This window comes from Coriobacteriaceae bacterium, assembly GCA_025992705.1.
Taxonomy (GTDB): Bacteria; Actinomycetota; Coriobacteriia; order Coriobacteriales; family QAMH01; genus QAMH01.
In genome coordinates, this window is sequence record DAJPGJ010000001.1 from 1,947,853 (window position 1) to 1,972,688 (window position 24,836).

A 24,836-nucleotide genomic window follows, 5' to 3' on the forward strand; every position below is an offset into this window, starting at 1 on the left:
GAAAAGCCATGCCGGGCATGTTTGGCTCCGTATCCTAGCACTTATCCCAAACGGAACCTATTAAAGTTGCAAAATGTCCACAGAAGCGGCTGATGGAAGGACTATTCACCCAGCTGCTCGGAGTAGTCGAGCCATGCGTCCTCAAGCGCCGAAAGCTCGGATTCAAGCTGCGAAATCTTGGCCTGCTGTTCGCCAAGGACGATGTAATCCGTCCCATCCATCTCGAGCAGCTCCTCGCGGGCGCGCTCGAGCTTGCTGCGAACGCTACCCATCTTGCGCTCGGTCGAGGTGCGCTTCTTGCGCAGCTCGCGCAACTCGCGCTGCACGGGCGCCGCTTTGCCGCTGCCGGCAGAGGCGGACGGTGCGGGTGCCGCTGCCTGGCTCGCCTGCTCCCTGCGCTCGATCTCCTCCAAATACCCGTCAACGCCGCGTGGCATATGGATGAGCTCGCCATCGATGAGGGCGTACTGGTCATCGGTGACGCGCTCGACCAGATAGCGGTCATGGCTCACGATGAGCAGCGTGCCGGGCCACGAATCAAGCAGGGTCTCGAGCTGGGCGAGCATGTCGGTATCGAGGTCGTTACCCGGCTCGTCGAGTATGAGCACATTGGGGCGGTCAAGCAGGATGAGCATGAGCTGCAGGCGGCGCTTCTGCCCGCCGGACAGGTCGCGCACCGGGCAGCTGAGCTGGTCTGCCTCGAAGCCCAGCTCCTCGAGCAGCTGCATGGGAGACATGGTCTTGCCGTCAGCCATCTCGACGTAAATCTTGTGGCGGTTGCATACTTCGCGTACGCGATCATCGCCAAGCTCGTCAAGCTCGCTCAATTGCTGCGTGAGCACGGCGAACTTCACCGTCTGGCCAATCTCGACACGACCGCGATTGGGATGAATCTTGCCCTCGAGCAGCTTGAGCAGGGTCGTCTTTCCTGCGCCGTTGGCACCAAGAATCGCAATGCGCTCCCCTGCCCCGATGTTCCACTCGAGTGGTTTGATAATCTCCTTGCCGCCAAGCTCGACGCTTGCGTCGCGCACATGGATGACCTTCTTGCCCAGGCGCGACATGTCCGTGCGACGCAGCTCCACCTTTTTGCGCAGCGGCGGCTCATCGGCGATGAGCGCTTCGGCTGCCTCGACGCGAAAGCGTGGCTTGGTGGAGCGTGCCGGTGCGCCACGAGCGAGCCAGGCAAGCTCGCGTCTCAGGATGTTCTTGCGCTTGGCTTCGGCGACACGCGCCTGACGCTGTCGCTCCACGCGCTGCATGATGTACGCGGAATAGCCGCCCTCGAAGGGCGTGACGATGCAATCGTGCACCTCCCACATGTTGAGGCAGACCTCATCGAGAAACCAGCGATCGTGCGTGACGAGAAGCAACGCTCCCTCGTTATCGCGCCAGCGTGTCTTGAGATGTTCGGCCAGCCAGTGGATGCCCTCGATGTCCAGGTGGTTGGTGGGCTCGTCCATCATGAGCACATCGTAATCCCCGATGAGAACGCGGGCCAGGTCGACGCGACGGCGCTGCCCACCCGACAGCGTGCCGATCTTCGCATTCCAATCGAGATCGTTCACGAGATGCGCGAGAATCGAGCGGACACGTGCGTCTCCCGCCCATTCGTATTCGGGACGATCGCCAACGATGGCATGTCCTACGGCGTCGTCGTCATCGAGCGCGTCCTTTTGCGCGAGCATGCCAACCGTGACGTTGCCCGTGCGCACGACACGGCCGTCATCGGGCGAGGCTTCGCCTGCCAGAAGCTTGAGCAACGTGGACTTGCCATCGCCATTGCGTCCGACGATGCCGATGCGGTCACCCGAGTTGACGCCAAGCGTCAGGGAGTCGAAGATCCGCGCCGTAGGGTATTCGAGCTGGATGTTCTCGCAGCCGAGGAGGTATGCCATGCGCTATAGGCCCCGCTCGTGGCCCCAGAAGAAGAGGGCGACCGTGCCCGGTCCCGTATGGCTACCGATGGTCGTGCCGATGCTGTAGATCTCGACCTTGCCACGCATTTTGGGGAAACGCTCCTCGACGAGATCCGCCACCGCACGCGCGTCCTCCATGCAATCGCTTTCGCTGATGAAGACGGGGCCGTCATAATCGAGGCCCTTGTCGGCGGTCTGCTCCATCTTCTCGACGATGCGCTTGATGACCTTCTTCTTCGAGCGGATCTTCTCGCGCGGAATGAGGCGCCCGAGCGAATCCATGTTGAGGAGCGGGCAAATGCCGAGCATCGAGCCCACAAAGCCGCTCAACGGCTTCACGCGACCGCCCTTGATATAGAAGGTGAGATCCGTGGAGAAGAACCAGTGCCAATCATGGAGCTTGTGGGCCTCGGCCCACTCGCTCAGCTCGTCGAGGCTCATGCCTTCGGCTCGTTTCTCGGAAAGCGCCTGCATAAGCAGGCCATAACCACTCGACGCGGCAAGGGAGTCGATGATGTAAATCTTGCGATCGGGAAACTCGTCCGCAAGCGACTCGGCAGCGATGCGAGCGGACTCGACCGTGCCCGAGATACCCGAGGAGAGCGAGACATGCAGCACGTCTTTGCCCTGCTCGAAGAAGCCACGGAAAAACTTCTCATACTCGCCCGTGCCAATGGCCGCCGTCTTGGTCTCGGCACCATCTTTCATCGCCTGGTAAAACTTGTCGAAGGGAATCGTCTGTCCCAGGTCATCTGCATATTCAACGCCATCGATGTAGAAGTGGAAGAAGATGCATTCGAGACCAAGCTCCTGGATCTTCTCGGGCGTCAGGTCAACCGTCGACTCGCAGCTCAAGACATAATCAGACAAGGGAACCTCCTTATGGCCTACAGCGCACGGACTTTGCGCGTATCTATGTATTTTCCCGCATCACAAGGAGCATTTCCAGCTGGAAAACGGAACGAGTCGTGCAAACTTGCGACCATGAGCGGGCAGTGTCACCCACACTCACGTCAAGCTCCCCACATTGGCATCCCAAACCCCAGCATCCCCATCAGTGCACGATGCTTGAGAAGCATCGTGTCTGCCTCATTCGACCTCTTTTGACGTCTCTGGAGCCGCGACTGCGGATATCGAGTCCAGCGCTTGATTCCTGTTTCGAACACCAAGCTTGGCATATATGTTCGAAAGATGCTTCTTGGCCGTATTCAGGCTAACGCTCAACGTGTCGGCAATCTCCTTTCTCGACATCCCCATATTCAGCAGAGCGAGAACCTCACGCTCTCTCGAGGTCAGGTATTCGAGCTTTTCTATGCTCGCATTCTGCATGTCCTGAATATTCTGGAAACTATGCATCTCCTGCTCGAACTTCACCAATATGCCCTTCACGAATTGGCGCGTATGCGCATTTGCGTGTGATGAGGAGGAGTATTTCCTGAGTATGTCCCTCATGGGTGCCCCGGCATTCAGCAAAACGCGAACGAAGCCACGAGAATCCGCAAGATGGATGAGACGAGTCAGCAATGCCGCTCTATGCGGCGCACTCCCCTTGTCTCCACAAGCCAGCAAGAACGATATGGCTTTGGCTTCCAGAAACGCCGCGCCGGCATTTTTCGCGCTCTCAACGGCAGCAGAATAGGCTATTGCAGCTGCTTCCAGGTCACCCTGCTGCTGCAGGCGTTTCCCTTCGACCATCTGAAACATGGTCCTGTGGTTGTTATCGTGCGCATCGCGCAGCTTGAATTTTCGCTCGATAACCTGAAGATCCCGTTCGCTTCCCCTTTTGGCGGCAAGCTCACTTTGCTTGAAATACGCCGTAAGAAGATAGTTCAACGGCACGATGGTCCGCTCACCATATATTACGCTCTCGGAGATGACCTCATACGCGCCCGTAAGATTTCCCTTAGCTGCGAGCAACGTCGACTCTGCCACCTTTGACAGAAGGTACATGTTCACGTTTCTGTACGGAGTAGCGCCCTCCAAGGCGCCCCTTATATCCAAAGACGCCTCATCGACAAGGTCGCGCTCGATGTGTATCAGAGCGAGAAGCGCGAACCCTCCGTTATAGAACACGAGCTCCCGAGGGCAGGCTTCTATCAGTTTCCTGCATGTTGCCTCGCACTCATCAAAATCCCCAAGATCGAAACGCACCTTGGCGTAAGAGAACATGTTGAAATACAGATGGTGTTCCGTGTTATCCACGCTGGCCGATGCCTGCGCCTGCAGGAACATCTCCTCGGCGACTCTCAGCCTTCCCAATCGCGCGTTTGCCTCTCCGATAGATTGATAGAGCAAGCTGGAAAGAGAATGCTCGGTCGAACGTACCGATAAAAGAAGTTCCTCGTTCATCTTGAGTGCAAGTTGTCCGTCTCCCGCCATTGCCATGTGCTTGGCTTCCAATAGCTTGACAGCGATGGCAGTGTCCTCTTCAGATACCTTCGGACTTGACGCAGCGGCTCCTTTGAAGAATTCCAGCCATTCCTCTGCATCCTTCACATGTCCGACAGCGTTGTACGCCCATGCCGACAACAAGCTCATCAAGGGTGATTTTGGGAAGCGGGAGGAAGGGATTTGATTAATCCAGACGAACGCATCGGTATCGCCTATTCCACACTTCAAGCCGCTTGTCGACTCGACCACGTTGCTGACATACTTGAAATCGACATACATCAATACGTATTTAGCGGCTTCTTCCGTGTAACCCTTGCCATTGAACCACTCGCTTGCAGCAAGGCAGGCCCTGCGAATGCCGTGTTTATCACTGGGCTGTAGATTTCTCCTGATCCAATCCGCGAACAATGGATTGAATCGGTACCACTCGTCCTCATCATCACATGAAACGACTAGGACATCTCCGTTTGTGACGATCTCTCTAAAATTGTCTCTTGCCGCTTCCTGATCCTCGAAAACAACCTGGAAAAGCGACTCGTTGAAGCGCTCGAACACGGAGAGCACCTTATATACGCCGATGAGCTCGGGACTTACGGAACCCGAAACGTTAGATGAGAAATAGCGTCTTACGGAGCTGCTCAAACCGGTGAATTTGAATTCGGCCCCTCTTTGAATGCACGTGGCAAGGGTTTGGATGGCAAGGACTATTCCCTGCGGCCAGCCTTCGCAAAGGTCCCATATGGTATGCACCGTGCTCTCGCTCAGGAGAGGAGAGCTATCTTGCGAAGCCCCCCCCCCCATCACATATGAATTGGTAACGGCTTCGAGGGCGTTTTTCGTTTCGGACATCGAGAAAAACAAATCATGATATCCCAGTTGCAGTTGTCCCTGATTGTATGCCCCATGCTCCAACTTCTGAGACAGCTTCCTGGCTGAAATCAAAAAGCGCAGCCCTCGGGGTGAATACGTGATGAAACGAACCAGCTGTTCGTCGATTTCCTCGTTCTGCGCGAGGTCAATCCCATCAAGCATCAGGATAGTATTCGCAAACTTTTGGGATTCGAATAACGACGCTGCAAGTCTATCAATGCAATCGAAGTCGATATGACCCTGAAGAAGCGGCAGGGTGTTCTCCAAGATGCTGCTGTCATTCTCTGCAATGGATAATGCTGCAAAGACATGGCTCCAGAAATGCTCGGGATCGCCATCTCTTTCATCTACAGAGAGCCATCCAACACGAGGTGCCGCCTCACATCCGTTTTCACCTGGACTCGTCAACGCCATTGCGCATTCGACCAGCGCGCAGGTTTTCCCACAACCCAATGGCGCCACGATGAAGGTCACCTTCTGATCGAGGAGGCGACATATATGGTCCATGACGTCCGGGCGTCTCATAAAAGCCGGAGGAGGCGAGGGAATTTCGAGCTTGGCAGGCACTATCTGATGATTGTTTAGGCGGAATTCACTCATGGCCATATTCCTTAAAAACCTATCAGTCCCACTTGAATGTCCTGATGATACTATCACCGGGACCAACTCATCTTCCGCATTTTCCATTGCCTCTCTTTTACTGTCCATAAGACGATAAGGCGCCGGGCAGAGCCTGGGCGCCTTATCGAGGAGGGAGAGGAGCTGGCAAGAGCCTGATTCTCATGCATTCTAGACCGAGCGGGAAAAATCAATCGCTCAATGCGCGAGATCCCAGAACAGACCGGTGCCAACTATGCGCGCTGAGTGGGGGAACTCAGCGCTTATAAAGGTAACGACGATTCCACCGCGGGGGGATGCCAGAATCGCAAAACATAAATTACAGGGTTCGTGAATGGGTACAAACACCTTATCCGGTGTAATTTTTAGGGTGATATAAACAGATTAGCCGAAAGGACTATTTCTAATCCTGTCTTTCATGCGCGTCTTCCGAACTCTCGAATCGCGCTTCCGCCTTTCGGAAAAGCGCCTCCGAATCACCCGAAATATAACCCTCATACGAAAACAGTAGCCTTCGGCTAATCCACGTCCATTACCTCTTAAGTTTCCACGAAAAGAGTCTGCTCATCAGCCGGCGCGCTCTTTAGTCTCTATATGTTCCGCTGAATGGAACTATGGCGAGGTTTAGGCCGGCATGCGCATGAGATTAACACCGTCGGTCTGGGGTTTATCTCCTGCGCAAAACACGAGGAGGGACTTTCTGAACATCGAAAACATCGGAAAGGACGACTCATCAAAAGAGAGGGTTATTATGAGTGTAAATCCAACCATAAAAAACTATGGCTTGCTTGACCGACAGCTCATGGACAAAGAACGATGGATCTGCTTCTGGGCATTGTTCTTCTTCGGCTTCATGTGCTCGTTCAGCTTGTTCAAGGCATCGTCGGTGCTTCCGCAAATCGCTGCTGACCTGAGCATTCCGGCAGGAGACATCGGCATGGTAATGACCAGCTTCTCGATTGCTGGATTAATCCTTGCATACCCGGCAGCATGGATCATGCGCACCATCGGCCTGAAGGCGTCGGTCATGATTGCAGCCGTAATCTCCATTGTTGGTACCTTGCTCGGCTGCATAGCGCCGACAGCAGAAATCTTCATGATTTCACGCGCGATAGAAGGTGTGGCTTACGGTCTATTCTCGGTGCAGGGACCAAATCTGCTGCCCCGTCTTTTCCCGACGAACAAGCTAGGCTTGGTCATGGGTGTCTGGTCTTTGTGGATGCCCGTGGGCAGCGTATGCTCGTTTGTCATCACTCCCCTTATGTACGAAGCATTTGGATGGCATTCGGCCTGGTGGGCTTGCGCCATCGCGGAGATCCTCGCAACAATCGGACTCCTCATTTTCATGAAAATGTCCGCCGTGCCCGAAAACGAGATTGTCGACGGCGATGCTACGAAGAAACGCAAGCCGGTCAAGAACCATTTCTTTGCAGCCATCATGATGCAGGTCGCATTCACTGGCTGGTGCTTCGTCTATCTATCCAACATCAACGGCCTTTATCCCACCTTCTTGCAAGAGGTGAAGGGACTGTCTGTCTTTGACGCATCCTTGCTCCCGACGGTTTTGGCGTTGATAACGATTGCATTGGGTACTTTTGCCGGAATCCTATCGGACAAGCTGCAGGCACGTAAGTCCTTCGCTGTCATCGCCTACCTCGTGGTTGCGGCCGTGATGTTTACCGTGGGCTTTACGGATGATCCCAATGACATGGTCAGCCCCTGGATCACCATGGTTATTATCGGCATGTGCGGCAGCGTCCTTCCGATGGCCACTCGCTCCATAGTTCCCGTGCTGTGTCCCGACCCGAAGAAGACAGACTATGCACTGGCAACGATGGCCTTCACCACTTGCGTTGCACAGGTTTTCGGTGTCGTCGCAAGCCAGTCCGTACAGGCACTTGGATGGAATGGCAACGCCGTGTTTGTCCTAGGCCCCGTGGCTGTCGTTGCCGCGCTCATCGTTCTCTTCTGCGTTACCTCAGACAAGAAGGCAATCAAATCCCTGAGGGAAGCCGAGGGCAAAGAAGTGGACCCGCAGATCGAAGAGGCCATTGAGCTCTCGCACGATGAGGCTATGTAGCCTATGGGTTTTCTTTAGCGGTTATCTCGCTGCAGTAATCTCCTAGCACAAGCTCTTCAAGATTAACGAAGCCCCCTATCTAAATGATAGGGGGCTTCAAATTGCCTATTCGTGCTTTGTATTCGCCCACCTTCGCCGAGTTCACCTTGATGGAGTCTGCGCAACGGCAACTGGATTGACGAAATTCCCGATGGAAACAACCATTCCATTGACGCGTTTCACTATGTCATTCGAGTTCATCTAGCAAGTTGCTGGTAAATGAAATCGGTGACTATTCTGGAACGGTTATCAATAACGGGTACTCCATGTTCATCGTTCAGGCTGAAGGTAATTGAACGACTAGCTGGTAGCTTTACAATGAAGAGTAAACATCTGTCGTATTTACATTGCGAAATCCCTAACAGGATGGTATAAAGATTCTACTCTGGGCACGCAAATAGCGGGTCCACCCTTAGGCGGGGAGCATTTCCCCGCCATTTTTATATCTACAGAAAGGATATCGTGCGAGAGCTAAGCATATTCTGCGACGAATCCGGCGACTTCGGTCCATATGACCACCGTTGTCCTTATTACATTGTTGCTCTTGTATTTCACGATCAGTCATCTGCAATAGACGATGAAACTAAATTAATCGAAAACAAAGTTTTATACCTAGGATTCAATCCGAATACAGCCATACACACAGCACCACTAATACGTCGCGAATCCGAGTTCGCTAACATCTCAATGGAGGATAGAAGAAAACTTTTTGATACGTTGTTCTCCTTCTTCAACCATTGCGATATCTCATTCCAGACATTTGTAGTTGAGAAAAACAAGTTCGGATCTGGGGATGATCTGGCAGAGCGTCTTGCCAAGGTTATGGGTGAGTTTCTACGAGAGAACCTCGAGTTCTTCCAGAGCTACGATCGAGTCGTCGTCTACTATGACAAAGGACAAAAAGAGGTGACTCGAACATTAAAGATCATCTTTAGTGCAAATATGTCTAATGTTGAGTTCTCCATCGTGCAGCCCAGTAAGTACAGATTATTCCAAGTCGCTGATCTCGCTTGTACTTTAGAGCTCGTTCGCCTTAAGAGCATAAACAAATCAATTAGCTCATCTGAGAAAGACTTCTTCATAAACGCGAAGAGGCTTAAGAAAACGTACTTCAGAAGATTCGAGCAGAAAAGGTTTCACTAATCCCGCACACCTGTCTGTGGTCAAGCAAGGATAATACTTATGCAGTGCGTCAGGCACGTATTGATGCACCTTCCACATCCAGAACAGTTGCCGGGATTTAATACCCATACCTTGAACTTATCGTCCTCCTTTTTGGCACGTAAGACGTCATCCCTGGGACATGCCTTGATGCAGTTCATGCATCCCACGCAATAGTCCTCGCTAATCATGACATGAGGATGATTCTGGTAGAAACCCGGAGGAGGCCCATATGCTCCCATCATCGCTCCTTTCAATAGACAAAAAGGAGGCGCCCTTGGGAAAGGACGCCTCCTAATGGGGAGGGAATCAACTACTTCTTGAGCTCCCAGTTGGAAAGGTTCGCATAGGCCTTGTCCCACACGGTGTCATGCTTGCCATCGTATTGGTCGATGGGAATCGCATCATCCGTGCCATCAGTTGGATCGATGCAAGGATAAATCTTGCAAAGCAGACCACGCGTGCACCAAGTAGCCGTCATCTGGTCGGCCTTGTCCGGATCGTCATCGACGAGCACGTTGCCGGCTGCGTCGAACACGCCCTGGCTCCATGGCTCCTCGGCGGGAAGCTCGGGATACCACCAGCTCGGCGGTACCTGGACGACACCCTCGGGGATGTCCCATCCCAGATGTGCCTTCTGGCGGATACGACCCATCGGCGTCTCGATCCAGATCCAGTCGCCTTCCTTGATGTGCAGCTTGCGTCCATCATTGAAGTGCATCCAGGTGTAGGGATACGGCTCGACCGTGCGCGTGCCATGTCCCGGCGTGCGGAACTCGGAGTGATACAGCGGGCTCACGCGACCCGAAATCGTCATGCGGAACGGATACTCCTTGGCCATTTCGGGATTGCCGAGCGGAGACTCCGGCTCGCGATAGACGGGGATGGGATCGTAGTCGAGGTCCTCGAGCACGGAGGCGTAGATCTCGGCCTTGCGCGAGTTGGTCGCGAATCCCATGATCTGGCCATTGTCGAGGCGCTTGGCGTACTTGTAGTACTCCGTGGGATACGGGAAGTACGTGCCCATGTTGACGGCCTTCTCGTAATCCAGATCCGGGACGCGCTCGACCGTGTACTCGATCGCCTGCTCGTAGGTCTCCCACGGCCAGTCCTTCTCCTGGCCCATGGCGCAACCCAGCGCACGGAAGAAGTCATAATCCACGCGGCGCTCCTCGTAAGGCTCGACACCGCGGTCACCGACGGTAATGAAGTCCATGGAGTCCTCGGACGTGGTGCACAGCGGACGCTCCATCCAGTCGCAAGCGGGCATGATGTAGTCGGCCAGTGCCGCGGTCGGCGTCTTCCAGTACTCGACGGAGACGAGCAGGTCGAGGTTCTTGAGGGCCTTGTACATCTTCTTGGTGTTGGGCGCCCAGGCAAGCGGATTGGATTCCCAGCAGATCATCGCCTTGATGGGATACGGATCTCCATCGATCATGGCATCCATGACAAGCGACGGCGAGCAGAGCATCTGGTGCAGCATCGGACGCGGCACGCCGAACATCTTGCGATAGTTCTTGTCGATCATCTTGAAGCCCTTCCACGACATGACGCGGAAGCGGTCGTTACCGATGAACTTGTCCTGGTTCGCGGGGTCCTGCAGCTCGGAGAGCTCGAACTCGGCGTTACGCACCGGATAGGTCTTCTCCTTGCCCACGGCGTTGGGATCGCAGGGCATGCCGACGAACTCGCCACCGGGGTTATCGATGTTGCCGCACAGGATGCGCAGGATGGTCTTGGCGATTCCGAAACTCGAGGCGTTATTGCCATGCTGGTCGCCGCCACCGAGACCCCAGATGATGCAAGCCGGACCATTGGTAGCGTAGAGATGGGCAGCTGCCTCAATCTTGCGGACGGGCACGCCGGAAACCTTGGAGGCACGCTCGGGCGTGTACTCCTGCATGCGATCGGCAATGGCGTCGAAGACGGTCTTGCACTCGACCGTGGAACCGTCCTTGAGCGTGACGGTGTAGGTTCCGTAGAGCTGAGCGTCCACGACGGTGTCCTCGGTGGGAGTGTAGTAGCGATTCTCGTCGGAGCACCAGCACAGGGGTGCGCCCGTTTCGCCGTCCCACACGACGAAGTCCTCGTGCTTGCCACCCTCCTCGACATCGCTCGCACGCAGCAGCTTGTTCGTATCGGTGCGGAAGAGGAACACGGCGTTGGACCAGTACTTCAGGAAGTCCTCGTCATAGAGCTTCTCGCGAATGACGTAGTGCACCCAGGCAAGGCACACCAGGCAATCGGTGTTGGGATAGGGCTGCAGCCACTCGTCGGCCTGCCCGGACTCGGTGATGCAGACGGGATCCACGACGATGAGCTGCGCGGGATCGGGCTCGTTGACCGTCGTGCGTCCCGAAATGACGCGCCAGAGGGGCGCCTGGGGTGCATAGGACTCCTGGCAGCGCTTGCCCCAGTTGACAATCGTGTGCGACTGCTGCGGGGATGCCGGCATCATGGACTCGACGGGCCATCCGACCATGGCCATGTTGAGCGTGTAGTTCCAGCACCAGCAGATGGTACCCGGATCGATGACATTGCCGGGATTGCCCAAGAGGTTGGTGAAGCGGCTGCGCGCCCACAGATGGTCCGAGCGGTAGGTGCCTTCGGAGGCGACGAGCGTCTCAGGACCATATTCGTCAATGAGCGCCTGGAGCTTCTCGGCGATTTCCTTGATGGCCTGATCGTAGGAGATCTGCTCCCACTTGTCCTCGCCACGCTCGCCAACACGCTTGAGCGGATGATTGATGCGCTTGGGGTGATAATGGAACTTGATTGCGCGCTCGCCCTTCTCGCCCAGGCGGTTGCAGAGCACGGAGCCCTCCGCGTCATCGCCCCTGAGCTCCACGAGCCTGCCGGTCTTCGTGTCGACACCGGCATAGATGCTGCAGTTCATGTGGCAGAAGTGGCAACGAGTACGACGCCATCGCACACCATTTTCGTCCACGGTGTTATTGGGCACACCAGCCATTGATGGTGTTTCGGACATAGCATACTTCCCTTCTCTTATCACGCTTTTCCCAGTCGCATTGCAAAAGGCATCCACAGAAGTTAGGCGAGGTGATGCAGAACCAACATGCGTGCCACTGGGCATCTCAAAGTGAAGGTTAAAGCTGTATGGAAGGGGGTAAAACGCCTTATATAACGTAAGTAAATGGGTAGTATTGAGGGGTAATGCACATGGGTAACGATCATGACACAAAAGGAGGAATTGGACACTCCAATCCCTCCTCGGTTTCGATCCATATTTAATTGGCGCAAGTCACCTTACGCAGATGCAGGGATGTCTAGGCTTCGCCGTTCCGTAGCCTCGTATATGTCACGCCACGGATTGACGCGCTCATAGGCTGCGCTTGCCGCAAGCAGATCGATCTCGCCATAGCGATTGCCTATGAGCTGCAGGCCAACCGGGAAGCCCTCCTTCGAGAGGCCAGCCGGGATGGATGCCGCGGGATTGCCCGTGAAGTTGCAGAAGAATGTGAGTCCAAATCCGCAAAGCGGGTCACTTTTCACACCGCAAATCTTTGCGGGACCCAGGGTATTGCGATTAGGATCATTCTTAACCGGATGACATGCGGTCGTCGGTGAGACGATAAGGTCATAATCCTGGAACGCCCCCTGGATCTGGTCGAAGACCTCCGTGCGGATCACCTCGTCGTCGTGGAAATCGACATACCCGCGTTTATACGAGTCTTCGACCCACCAGATGAACTCGTCGGGTAGATCGTCTGCGTGATCACGCAAAAGATCTATGCCCATCGCCTTGATCTCCTCGACAGAGCCAAGACCGCCCGAAATGGTAATCATGCGGCACCACGACTCGGCAAGCTCGAAGGCTGAGCGCTTGAAGTCGAAGCTCACGGGCTCGACGATGGCACCGGCATCCTCGAACTTCGCCGCAGCAGCCTCGCACATGGCGGCGATCTCCGGTTCGACCGGGAAGATGCCGAAGTCAGGCGTGAAACCGACGCGCATGCCGTTGATCGGTTTGTCGAGGGCGGCAACATAATCGCGATCGCCGAAGTCGATGCTGTTGGGATCGAAGGGGTCGTAGCCCGCCATCGCCTGCAGGGCATACGCGGCATCCTTTACGCCACGCGATATGCTGCCCGGGAAACAGTACGGATGACAGGTGCCGTAGGCGTTCGGCCTCGGTGCTCCGCCCACCGTGCCATTTCCAGGTTTGAAACCATAGCATCCGCACCAGGCAGATGGGATACGTATGGATCCGCCTCCGTCAGACCCTTCGGCGATGAGCAGGATGCCGTCACCGACCGCGGCTGCCGAGCCACCGGAGGAACCGCCGGAGTTGTATCCGGGCTTGAACGGGGTGCTCGTGGGACCGAACATCTTATTGTCGGTTGTTCCGCGAAACGCGAATGACGGAGCGTTGGTCTTGCCGATCATGATGGCACCCTCGTCGTTCATCGCGCCCGTGTAGCTTCCCCAATGGTCGTCGATCATGTGGGAGAGCGCCTTAACGCCGCCAGTCGTTCCCGGCCATCCCGGTATGCCGGGAATGAAGTCCTTCGCGGCGGTCGGTATGCCAAAGAAAGCACCATGAGCCTCGCCTCGAGTCAGCTTATCGTCTTCCTCCCGCGCCTTGGCACGCGCTTCATCATAATTGGTGTATACGAAGGCATTGATGGATGGATTACGCTCGTCAATCGCCTTGATGGTCTCCTCGATTACCTCCGAGGGAGACACCTTCATATCCTTGATGTCGGCGGCCAAATCGACCGCGCTTACGTACTCGTCGCTAATCATAGAAATCTCCTCTGCTCCTCAAAACCAGACAAACGGCCTGCGCATTTGTCTGGTTACGACAAAAAGGGGCACAAAGCGATGCGCTCCGTGCCCCTCCATGGAACATAGCAGCGAAACTTACGCTGCGGGCACGTCGCCGATGTTCACGTCGAGCTCGCTCGCATCAGCGTCATAGGTCTTGGCATCCTTACCGGGAACCTGATAGACGATTTGGTAGGCGGCAGGATCGACCTGATCGAACATGAAGTCGCCAAACTCGTCGGTCTTCTGCTCGGCAACCGTGTTGCCACTCGCGCTCACGAGCTTCACATCGGCACCGATGACAACCTCGCGAGCGTCAAAGTCGACGACGCAACCGGTCACGAAGCGCTTGGGCAGGTTGCGATACCAAATGCGAGAGCCTTCGACGAGCTGCTCGGCGCCCTCGAGATCGAGGTCCGCGACATCGCCAAAGCGCAGTGCTTTGGTGGGGCAGGAGTCCACGCAACGCGGAACCTCCCAGCCATCGTCAAGAAGATGCGCGCAGCCCGTGCAGGTCTGCGGAATCTGGAGCGCCTCGTTCCAGTACACGTCCTCGAACTCGCAAAGGTCCTTACGTCCCTTTGCCTTTTCGGGATCGAGGTACATGAGTCCGTCGGGGCGCTCCACGACGGCGTCACCTGCCGCTGCGGCGAGTGCGTCGCTCTGGCCGCCGATGTGAGGAACGTAGGTGATGCGCGTCTTGGGAACGCTACCACGCACCTTCTCCTCGACCTTGCACCAGAACTGTCCGGTCAGGGGTTGCTCGGCGGCATAGGGCAGCCAATCTGTCCCGCAGTGTTCGTCCTTGCAGGCGATCTGGCAATTCATGCAACCATTGCACCTGGCAACATCAATAACAAATGCTTTCATTCTTAGCCCTCCACAATCCAGCTATCGGGAATCTGGCCGAAGTCGGGATCGTATGCGCGGCCCCACTCCTCCGGACGCTCCTTGGCCATTTCGATGACATCGACTTTCTTCACGCCAACGAGGTAGCTGTTGGTCACCTCACCGGCGCAGTTCTTGGATGTCGTCGCAGACGGGCATATCAGATTGTTCGCACCGCCGCGGTCCAGGCCGCCAACGCCAGTCTCGATCTCGTCCTCGCGAGCGCCATGATCCTGGGAGACGCAGCCGGGCATGATGCGCTCGGATATGATGACGCCTCCGAGCACGGTGCCCCGCTCGTTATAGAGTGCGGCGATGTCGCCGTCTTCGAGCCCGAGCTTCTCGGCATCGATGGGATTCACGTACAGCGGCTCGTACAGGTAGCCATCGGGACCCGTGACCTTGCCCGTCGAAAGCTCGTGGAACCAGGGGATGTCGTCATGATTGGCGTGCACGCGCCAACGCGGATGGTTGGTGACGAGTAGGAACGGGTAGTCCTTCGCACGCGGGCTGGAAAGGCGGTCATCATGGCCGTCAAGTGGCTCCTCGATCCAGCGCGCGATGGGGCCTCGTGCCGTGTCATCGGGAAAGACCTGCGCCAGCGATTCGGAGTAGTACTCGATCAGCCCGGACGGCGTGGAGAGCGGATGCCCCACGGGATCTTCGTAGAAGCCTATGAGGCCATGCGGCATGTCCTCCCAGTCCTCGCGCGTCGGGAAGAGCTTGAAGCGGTCCTCCTTGAACTGCTCGAAGTCGGCGTGCTCGCCATCTTCGATACCGGACTCGCGGAAGCCCTTCTCGATCCAACCCATGACATCGCGTCCCTGGGTATAGCGCTCGTACAGGTTCTCGTAATTGCCGCCGAATTTCTCGAGCGCCTTGGCAACCGAGCATACGGCCTCGTAATCGCTGCGCGTATCGCCAATGGGGTCGATTGCCTGGCCCTCGTACGCAATGGCATTCCACTGTCCGCTGCGCACGTCGACATTGAAGTCCTCGGTCTCGAACAGCGTGTTGGTGGGCAGGATGATGTCGGCAAACTTGGTGTCGTTCTCGAACCAGGGGTGCTGCACCAAGATGAAGTCGAGCTCGGGATCACGCATGGCCTCCTGGAAGACGTTGCCGCCTTGCCAGCAATTCGACCAGCACGGAGCATCCGACCAGATCATGCGCACGCCCTTGCCCTCTTCCGGCTCCCACTCAAACGGAATGAACTGATCGACGGTGGCGATGCCGGCAATGACATGGCCGTGCCATTCGAGCTTCTTTTCGGTGATGGCCTTGGGGATGAGCGTCTTGGGGATGAACGGCTCGGACAGGTCCATGGTCGCACCACGATAGGCACCCTCGACACTCGGGAGCACCGAGCAGCTGGGCAGCGGGTTCCACGTGGGCATGTCCATGAGCTGCCACTCGATCATCTGGAACTGGTTGACACCCGGCTGACCAACACCACGCATGCCCAGCAGGTAGATTTCCATGCGAGCGGGCTCGTGCGAGAAGGCAGCGCGAATGTAGCCGCCGCCGTTGCAGTGGGCAACGGAGACCTTCTTGCTCGCCCAGTAGCGAGCCAACGCCTTGATGCGGTAGTCGGGCACGCCGCACTTCTCGGCCGCCCAGGCCGGCGTCTTCTCGATGCCGTCTTCGCCGCGACCCATGACGTAGTCGACGAACTTGTCGAAGCCCACGGAGTGCGTGGCAATGTAGTCCTTTTCGTACGTGTCCTCGGTCAGCCATACATGGGCAATTGCAAGCTGCAGGGCAACGTCGGTATTGGGCAGAACGGGAATCCACTTGTCGGCATGAATTGCCGCGCCGTAGTTAAGATCGGGACACACGTAAACCTGCTTGACGCCGATGTCGGTGAACCAATACGAGATGAGGCTCGACATCTGGCCACCCCAGCCCCACGGAGTTGTCTCGGGATCGGCGCCCCACATGAAGACGGCATCCGTGTGCTCGGCGATGTCTTTGATGACGTTGTTGGTGATGGTCTGCATGCCGACGGGATCCATGCCCCAGACATGCTTTGCACCCCAGTACCAGCCTTCCCAGCTATCTGGCTGACGAGCCTGCTTCAGAAAGCCACCCGTAAGCGCCAGGAGATTGGTCTGGCAGCCATGGGCCGCATGCACGGTCTTGGTCTCGCCGTGACCATCGGACTGTGCGTAGATGGAGAACGGTCCGCACTCGTCCTGAATCCTCTTGATCTCGGCCGCGATGATGTCACAGGCATCGTCCCAGGAGATGCGCTCGTACTTGGAGATACCACGGTTCTGCGGATTGCGCTCGCCGTTCGGATCCCAGTCGACGCGCTTCAGGGGATACGGGATGCGGTTCTTCGAGTAGGCACGCATCTTGTATGCAGTAGCCAGCGGCGGCGGACAGCTTGCCATACCTGGCTCCAGCACATGCCCGTTCTTCTCGATCTTCCAGTAGTTCAGATCTTCGGGCTTGTAGAGCTGGTCATAGTGTAACGGTCTGATGCGAGCAACCTTCCCGTCTTTCACATCGACCTCAGTGATGTTCGCACCCATTCCAAAACCGCAGAAACCGATGCACTTGATCACTGATTTGTCAGAGGTCTTTCCAGACATCATGTGTCCTTTCATTCGAACAAGGCGCATCCGCCGGCGAGGACGAACGTGCCGGATATATCTCTAAAACGTACGGCTCTTCGTGACTTCGTAGATTGCCGCCCATGGGTTGACGCGCTCGTAGGCCGCGCTTGCCGCAAGCAGGTCGAGCTCGCCGTAACGGTTACCGATGAGCTGCAGGCCAACCGGGAAGCCGTCCTTCGAGAGACCGGCCGGGATGGATGCCGCGGGATTGCCTGTGAAGTTGCAGAAGAAGGTGAGGCAAAAACCAATGAGAGGCTCGGTTTTAACACCGCAAATTTCCTTGGGCCCAACAGTATTCCAGTTCGGGTCGTTCTTAACGGGATGACACGCGCATGTAGGCGAAACGATGAGGTCGTAGTTCTGGAACGCCCCCTGGATCTGATCGAAGACCTCGGTACGGATCACCTCGTCGTCGTGGAAATCGACATACCCGCGCTTGTAGGCATCCTCAACCCAGTAGATGAGCTCATCGGGCAGGTCGTCCGCATGGTCGCGCAAGAGGTCGATGCCGCCGGCCTTGATTTCCTCTATGGTACCCAGACCGCCCGAAATGGTGATCATGCGGTCCCATGCCTCGGCAAGCTCGAAGGCGGAGCGCTTGAAGTCGAAGCTCACGGGCTCGACGATGGCGCCGGCATCCTCGAACTTCGCCGCGGCAGCCTCGCACATGGCGGCGATCTCCGGTTCGACCGGGAAGATGCCGAAGTCTGGCGTGAAACCGATGCGCATGCCCTTCACTGGCTTCTCCAACGCCGCAATGTAATCGCGATCGCCAAAGTCGATGCTGTTGGGATCGAAGGGATCATAGCCCGCCATCGCCTGCAGGGCGTAGGCAGCGTCTTTGACCGAACGGGAAATTGTTCCGTCCCAGCAGTATGGATGACAGGTGCCGTAGGCGTTCGGCCTCGGCGCTCCTCCAATGACGCCGTTGCCCGCTTTGAATCCGTAACAACCACACCAGGCGGCCGGAATGCGAATGGATCCGCCTCCATCGGTGCCTTCGGCGATGAGCAGGATGCCGTCACCGACCGCGGCTGCCGAGCCGCCGGAGGAACCGCCGGAGTTGTATCCGGGCTTGAACGGGGTGCTCGTGGGACCGAACATCTTATTGTCACACGTGCCACGAAACGCGAGAGATGGCGAGTTCGTCTTGCCGACCATGATGGCGCCCTCGTCGTTCATCGCGCCCGTGTAGCTTCCCCAATGATCGTCGATCATGTGGGAGAGCGCCTTGATGCCGCCGGAGGTTCCCGGCCATCCTGGTATGCCGGGAATGAAGTCCTTCGCAGCAGTCGGAATGCCAAAGAACGCTCCCTTTGCCTCGCCGTTGGCAAGCTTCTCATCTTCTTCCTTGGCTTTTTCGCGAGCTTCATCAAAGTTTGTGTAGACAAAGGCGTTGATGGATGAGTTGCGCTCATTGATGGCATTAATGGTCTCTTCGACAACTTCTGAAGGGGCGACCTTCTTGTCTCTGATATCTGACGCCAGGTCGACAGCGCTCAGGTAATCGTCAGTAATCATTTTCGATCTTCTCCTAAACACGCTCGACCCCTAGCATGATCAACTAGGAACACGTTAGGGGTCGAAGTCTTTTCACTGATTACGAACTGACAAACAACAGTGTTACTTCCAGATATCTCGCCCTATGCGAGACCCATGGCAGTGCAAACGAGCGGCAAAACGATGGAAACCATCAAAATGGCCGCAATGCTGGGAATCCAACCAACCTTGAGCTCGTCAAATGGGGAGAAGTACTTGCGCTCGTTCGAATATGCAACGTACACGCAAAGATCCAGCGGCAGGAGGAACGCAGCGGAGGAAAACACCGCGCACATGAAAATTGCAGCAGTGACATTACCACCGAGGCCAATGACCAAGCCACAAACGGGAATCGTAATGAGACCGGCAACGGCTGCGCCCGCGGGAAGAATGTTATGGACGACGCAGGCAAAGACCGCCACGAGAATCATGACAACGATCACAGGCAGTCCCATAAGCGGAGCGAATGCCGTATTGACAAGCCAAACCATTGCGCCAGTGGCAATGAAGCCGGCAACAAAACAACCAACAGCCCAGTTCAGCATGACGACTGACCAGGGACTCTCGTCACACCACTTCTTGAAGGAAACGCACTTGAACGGCGGCAGGAACATCAGGAACAGCGCGAGCAGACCAATGACCGTCATATCGAGCTGCGGGAACCACGAACCGGCAATCCACAGGGCCAACGTGACGACAATAACGAGCATGCCCCAAATCTCGTCCTTTCCAAACCCGGAAATCTCGGAACGCTCCTTCTGGATGCGCTCGATAGCCTCATCGCTAATAGGCTCGGGCTTAAAAATCTTGACAATGGCAAACCAAGAAATGGGAAGCAGGACGATGTTCATGATGATGCCGAGGACCATCCAGTTGGCAAACGTCACGGTAATGCCAAATGCCTGCTCGGCAAAACCCATGGCAAGGATGTTGACAACGCTACCAACGGGAGTAATCCAACCACCAATATAAGAAGCAAAGGCGATGCCAAGCACAAGAGCCTTGGCTAGGTTTGACTTATTGCCCCAGGGAGTCTTGTTTTCGTCCAGAATTCTGTACGCAAAAGGCAGCATGACAATGACGAGAACCAGGTCATCGATGATCAGAGAAAGAAGCGCCGTCGCGAGCATCAGACCGGCAAGCACCTTCTTGGAATCATGCTTCGCCCACTTCAAAATGAATGCAATGATACGTAACGAAATGCTGGAATACTGAACGAATAGAGCAAACGCGAAACACGGCAAGCAGACAATCATGGCGACGCTCACGCCACTTGCCCATGTCTCGCCCGAAGACAGAATGCCCATTAAAGGCACGGCCGCGGCAAACGCCCAAGCCGTCACGACAATCGGCACCGGCTCGCAAATCCACATGATGACGCAAGCGACCAGGATGCCGAGTAGCATCTTGCCTTCAAAAACAAGCCCTTCCGGAGTTGGGAGAAGGTACGTCACGATTACGATGAGTATCGAGATCGCAGTTATTCCCACCTTAAAAGGTAGTTTTTCCCTCATTTTGCCCTCCAATTTGAATTGAAATAGATGGACTCAAGATGAGCATCCCTAGTCAGTTGCCTACATCATCACGTAGCACACATGAAAGCGGGGTAGTCCCCATGGACGATTGACGGCACCTGACGCTTCCTCCCCTCTACGTGGGATGTCTCACGTTCCGAAACATGCGTCGAAACGAACTTGTCCATTCCTTTCGACGCGTTTACGTTGACGAGGATATCGAGGGCAAAATGAAACAAGAACGCCCTAAACGTACCAATCAACGGGATAAGAGCGTGGGTACCTTCCGGGGTGCTCATTAGGGCCCAATCGTGCCAAAAGGGTAAGGAAAACCATTACCTCTCGCCGGAAAGCCTAGCCATCCTACGAGTCGAGCTAGCCAGCTTCCCGCTGGCTAATGCCATGCGTCAGTCCGTCGAGCGCCTCGGTCTTGTTGCGAACCCCCATCTTGGCGTATATGTTGGAAAGGTGCTTCTTGGCCGTGTTGATGCTGATGGAAAGCGTTTCGGCAATCTCGTTGCGCGAAAGCCCCATGTTGAGCAGGCGCAGGACCTCAATCTCGCGAGCGGTGAGCATGTACTCGCTCTCCAAAAACGCCGTGCTCTCGTCTGTAGCTTCCCTCTTGTCGGAGCTCTCCGCCTCGAAGTGCAGCAACACGTCTTTGACATAGGTTCGCAGAACGCCGCCCAACTTACGTGTCGTCGAATACTCGCGGAGCAGCTGCTTCATGGGGGCTCCGCCGTTCAATACGGTACGCATGTAGCCATGCAAACGGGCGATTCGGAGAAGCTCGTTGAGAGAGGTTATGGCCAAGGCGCTCTCACCCATATCGTTGAGAATCAGGGTCCTCTCGACAAGCGCGATAACGACCATGCGATTGAAATCTCGCTCAAGCGCCCGCTTTATCATGGCATCGAGCAGCTCGACCACCTCGGCGTCACCTCCTTGCAACCTCAAGGCAAATGCGCGAATGGCATCGAACAGCAATGTGCCGAAGATGTCGCTCTCCTTTAGATGGAGAGCGAACTTGTTTTCTATGAGTTGCAGCTCGTTAAGATCACCCCGATGCAGGGCAATCTGCGCCTGGAGAAAGTAAGCCGAAAGCAGTGCCCCGCGAGGAACGTTTCGATACTTCTCCCCTTGCAATATCGCCTCGGTGATCACCTCGAAGGCCGTGGAGGAGCTACCTGATGTCAAATGCCAGGAAGCGTGGCTCGTCATTATGTCGAGATAGAGGTCAATGTGACGATAGCAAGAGAGGCCGTCTTCGGATATGCGAAGCAATTCCGGTACCCGGTTCACGTCGTCTCGCTCTATGAGGATACGCGCGAGAAGCGCACAAGCCGCTCCGTATATTGCGAAGTCCGGTGGGCATTTCTTGAGAAGGCTCTCGCAGCAGCGCTCCGCCTTGCCGTGCTCTCCGCAATAATAGAGATTGACTGCATTGGTGTATTCGTTGAAGACAAGCTGGTGGATGGTCTGATCGACGCTCGCACTCGCCTGCGCCTTTAGATAGTAGTCCATCGCCTGAACATAGTCTCCGATATACGAATAGGCCTCTCCCTGGGACTGGTTGATCATGCTGAGCAGCGACGGGGTTATGGGCCAGCTTCCGTCTTGCAGCTCCTCGCAAAGAAGCAACGCCCTCTCACCGTCACCCTCCATCGCCAGATATTTCATGGAAAGGCATTTCATGGTGAAAGCGGCCATTTCGGGTGAGGTCTCTTGCGTCACGACTCCGCTTTCGATGAGTTTCTCGAAGACTCCCATCCACAAGTCCGCGTCCTCGAGACGCGCGTAGGTCACGCAAGACCAAACGGCCATCAGGCACATGAACGGCGAGGTGGGAACAGACGCGGCAGGGGCCCGACACATCCACGCAAAGGAGTCCATGGACATATCCGGGCGCACGAGTCCGCTCGTCGCCTCCACGAGCCCCTCTATATAGTCCAGATCCCCCGACATGCTGAGGTACTTCACGGCCTCATCGGGATAACCGTTGTCATGAAACCATTCCGCCGCATTGAGGCAGAGGCCTCGCAACTCGCTCATGTTGAAACGCTTCAGCTCATATCGGAGCATGTCCAGGAACATGGGATGAAGCCGATACCACTCGTTTTCGTAATCGCAGTTCATGATGAACACGTTGGCTGCCAGCAGTCTGTCGAATCTCTCGATTGCCACGGCTGAGCCGAAAACGAAGGCGAGAAGCGAGCGGTTGATTTTCTCGAACAAGGACACCCGAATGAGGAAATCGACGTCGTCTGGAGGCAAATCGGAAAGAATGTTGCATGTAAAGTAGTCACGCACTAGGTTGTTTTTTCCATTTATTGGCCCTTTGATTCCCATCGTCTCGTTTCGCGCGATTGCCTGGGCACGCAGCTTGACACCCTGAATCCAGCCTTCGGTGTAACGGTATGCTTCGGCAATGAGCTCGTCGGAAAAGGCGCTCCCGCACGAATCCCGAACCAATTCTTCGGCCTCGACCTGCGTGATGGTGAGGTCCCTGGCCTCAAATACGTGTTCACCATATTTGAAAGTCGCTGTTTTAAAGCTCTCGAGAAACTCCCGCGTGCCTACGACAAAATGATATTCGGGAGGAGCTTCGAAACAGAAACGCAGAAAATCGTCGATAAGAGAAAGCGAGCTTATCCGGTTGAAGGCGTCGAAGAAAACAAAGCGTTCGCCTTTGACCTCTCCGCGATGTTGAAACAGGATATCTGCCAGAGACTCCCCGTCACCGGCAAGCTTGTCATGCTCTGTAGCAGGACAAAACGCGCTCTCTCCGAACGAGGCGTGAACGTGAGCCCAGAATTGCGTCGGGTCCGATAAGGCCGGATCGATGCTCAGCCAACTTGTGCCGTACCCTTCCTGCCTCAGGATCCCGCTCAATTCGCACATGGCTACGGTCTTCCCGTATCCGCTTGGGGCATGTAGAAAGGTGATACGCTGATCGCAGACCGCGCGTCTCAGCTCTTCAATCAAAGGGCGATTCATCACGAGATTCGAAGGCAGCACAGGCTCTATGAGTCTTGCATGAATGATCTGGTCCATCGATTACTCCTTCCCCCCAGGCCTCAGGAGCACGCATGGTAATTAAACTAAGTTATCAAGGAGGAGCATAATAGAAATCATCCGAATTGGGTACTTTTCACGGGTTATTCAAAGGGTAATGCAAAGGGTAGGTTCACGAGTCTTTCTTGCTGGGCTTCCTTGCTATCCTAATCCGTCCGGAATATTCGACTCGCGTTGCACTTCCGCGTGAATGCTCATTCCCACTATGCAAACTTACGGTAGAATACCTTGGGCACGTTTCCGTGTCCCTTCCCGACAGAACGGACGAGTAGATGGACCTGACGCTTCCGGTGTTCATTGCGCAAGCGGGCGCTCATCCCGCGCTTATCGTCATTCTCGTCCTCGTTATCGGTGTCACTGTTATCTCGGGCGCAACCGATGCCCCCAATGCCATCGCTTCGGCCGTTTCGACGCGCTGCCTCAAGCCAGGCACGGCCCTGATTCTGGCAGCCATCTTCAACTTCGTCGGCCTCGTGGGCATGACATACATATCCACGGCCGTGGCCCATACCATGTTTAACATGGTCAACTTCTCGGGTAACACGCACCAAGCGCTCATGGCCCTCATAGCCGCGATGATAGGATCCATAGGTTGGGGCTTCTTCTGTTGGTATCGGGGCATCCCCGCGTCCAAGTCCCACTCGCTTATCGCCGGTGTCACCGGTGGCGCCATCGCCATGAACGGCCTTGCCGGCGTCGTGGTCAGCGAGTGGATGCTCGTCATTTACGGCATGCTTTTCTCGCTCATCGCAGGGTTTGCGTTGGGCTGGGTCAATACCAGGATCATCGAGTTCTTCTTCGCCCACGCAAACCGCGGCAAGGCCAACAAGGTCTGCGTGGTCCTTCAGGACATTTGCGCATGCGCGCTCTCGTTCTTGCACGGTGCGCAGGATGGCCAGAAGTTCATGTCAATCGGTCTTTTGGGTATCGCGCTCGCATTCGACATGCAGACGAGCGGTGCGACGGAGTTTCCGCTGTGGCTCATGATCCTGTGCTCGCTTGCCATATCGCTCGGCACGCTCGTCGGCGGCAAGCGCATCATCAAGTCAGTCGCGATGGACATGGTCAAGCTCGAGAAGTACCAGGGCGTGGCGGCATCGGCGACAACGGTCATCACGCTTTTCATTGCATCCATCACCGGCATGCCGGTCTCGACCTCGCACTGCAGTACGGCGGCCATCATGGGCGTCGGTGCCTCGAAGAACCCCAAGCGCGTCAAGTGGGACGTTGCCAAGAGCATGGTCGCGGCCTGGCTGCTCACCTTCCCCTGCTGCGGATTCATCGGCTGGGCACTCGCGCAGATCTTCATGCTCTTCTAGCCGTTTCGAGCAGA

The 24,836-nt window shown here is 55.9% G+C and carries 13 protein-coding genes and 1 pseudogene; 3 read left to right on the forward strand and 11 right to left on the reverse strand.

The features are described 5' to 3' along the window. Positions 1-101: 101 nt before the first annotated feature. The 4 genes and pseudogenes from OIM11_08430 to OIM11_08445 all read right to left on the reverse strand — a co-directional run bounded on the left by OIM11_08430 (position 102) and on the right by OIM11_08445 (position 4,457). Positions 102-1,898 carry an ATP-binding cassette domain-containing protein gene (locus OIM11_08430; protein HJJ01148.1) on the reverse strand — a complete coding sequence of 599 codons (1,797 nt, stop codon included), beginning with the start codon at positions 1,896-1,898 and terminating at the stop codon, positions 102-104. A 3-nt stretch (positions 1,899-1,901) separates the two neighbouring features. Continuing rightward, the gene (locus tag OIM11_08435; GenBank protein HJJ01149.1) at positions 1,902-2,789 is read right to left on the reverse strand and encodes a DegV family protein; all 888 of its coding nucleotides are present in this window, start codon (positions 2,787-2,789) and stop codon (positions 1,902-1,904) included. A 219-nt stretch (positions 2,790-3,008) separates the two neighbouring features. Further along, positions 3,009-3,248: a helix-turn-helix transcriptional regulator gene (locus OIM11_08440; GenBank protein ID HJJ01150.1), complete on the reverse strand. Its 240-nt coding sequence runs from the start codon at positions 3,246-3,248 to the stop codon at positions 3,009-3,011. A 555-nt stretch (positions 3,249-3,803) separates the two neighbouring features. Beyond that, positions 3,804-4,457, reverse strand: a pseudogene (locus tag OIM11_08445) (hypothetical protein). 1,975 nt (positions 4,458-6,432) lie between these two features. On the opposite strand from OIM11_08445, the gene OIM11_08450 reads away from it, so the two are divergent. Continuing rightward, entirely contained in the window at positions 6,433-7,878 is a 1,446-nt protein-coding gene (locus tag OIM11_08450; protein ID HJJ01151.1) for an MFS transporter, read from the forward strand. 501 nt (positions 7,879-8,379) lie between these two features. Continuing rightward, a complete protein-coding gene (locus OIM11_08455) occupies positions 8,380-9,060 on the forward strand; it encodes a DUF3800 domain-containing protein (GenBank protein ID HJJ01152.1) in 681 nt (226 codons plus the stop codon). A gap of 331 nt (positions 9,061-9,391) precedes the next feature. Here the strand turns inward: OIM11_08455 and OIM11_08460 are convergent, their stop codons facing one another. The 7 genes from OIM11_08460 to OIM11_08490 all read right to left on the reverse strand — a co-directional run bounded on the left by OIM11_08460 (position 9,392) and on the right by OIM11_08490 (position 22,900). Continuing rightward, the gene (locus OIM11_08460; protein ID HJJ01153.1) at positions 9,392-12,067 is read right to left on the reverse strand and encodes a molybdopterin-dependent oxidoreductase; all 2,676 of its coding nucleotides are present in this window, start codon (positions 12,065-12,067) and stop codon (positions 9,392-9,394) included. Between the two features lie 278 nt (positions 12,068-12,345). Then, on the reverse strand, positions 12,346-13,845 hold the full coding sequence (locus tag OIM11_08465; GenBank protein HJJ01154.1) for an amidase: 1,500 nt from the start codon (positions 13,843-13,845) through the stop codon (positions 12,346-12,348). A gap of 117 nt (positions 13,846-13,962) precedes the next feature. After that, entirely contained in the window at positions 13,963-14,694 is a 732-nt protein-coding gene (locus OIM11_08470; protein ID HJJ01155.1) for a carboxypeptidase regulatory-like domain-containing protein, read from the reverse strand. A 44-nt stretch (positions 14,695-14,738) separates the two neighbouring features. Then, positions 14,739-17,351 (reverse strand): molybdopterin-dependent oxidoreductase, encoded by a 2,613-nt coding sequence (locus OIM11_08475; GenBank protein ID HJJ01156.1) that lies wholly within the window; start codon positions 17,349-17,351, stop codon positions 14,739-14,741. A gap of 63 nt (positions 17,352-17,414) precedes the next feature. Continuing rightward, positions 17,415-18,896 carry an amidase gene (locus tag OIM11_08480; protein ID HJJ01157.1) on the reverse strand — a complete coding sequence of 494 codons (1,482 nt, stop codon included), beginning with the start codon at positions 18,894-18,896 and terminating at the stop codon, positions 17,415-17,417. A gap of 122 nt (positions 18,897-19,018) precedes the next feature. After that, positions 19,019-20,428, reverse strand: a complete 1,410-nt coding sequence (locus OIM11_08485; protein ID HJJ01158.1) for an SLC13 family permease — start codon at positions 20,426-20,428, stop codon at positions 19,019-19,021. A 375-nt stretch (positions 20,429-20,803) separates the two neighbouring features. Continuing rightward, a complete protein-coding gene (locus OIM11_08490; GenBank protein ID HJJ01159.1) occupies positions 20,804-22,900 on the reverse strand; it encodes a LuxR C-terminal-related transcriptional regulator in 2,097 nt (698 codons plus the stop codon). 875 nt (positions 22,901-23,775) lie between these two features. Between OIM11_08490 and OIM11_08495 the strand changes: the two genes are divergently transcribed. Beyond that, positions 23,776-24,822: an inorganic phosphate transporter gene (locus tag OIM11_08495; GenBank protein ID HJJ01160.1), complete on the forward strand. Its 1,047-nt coding sequence runs from the start codon at positions 23,776-23,778 to the stop codon at positions 24,820-24,822. Positions 24,823-24,836: the final 14 nt, after the last annotated feature.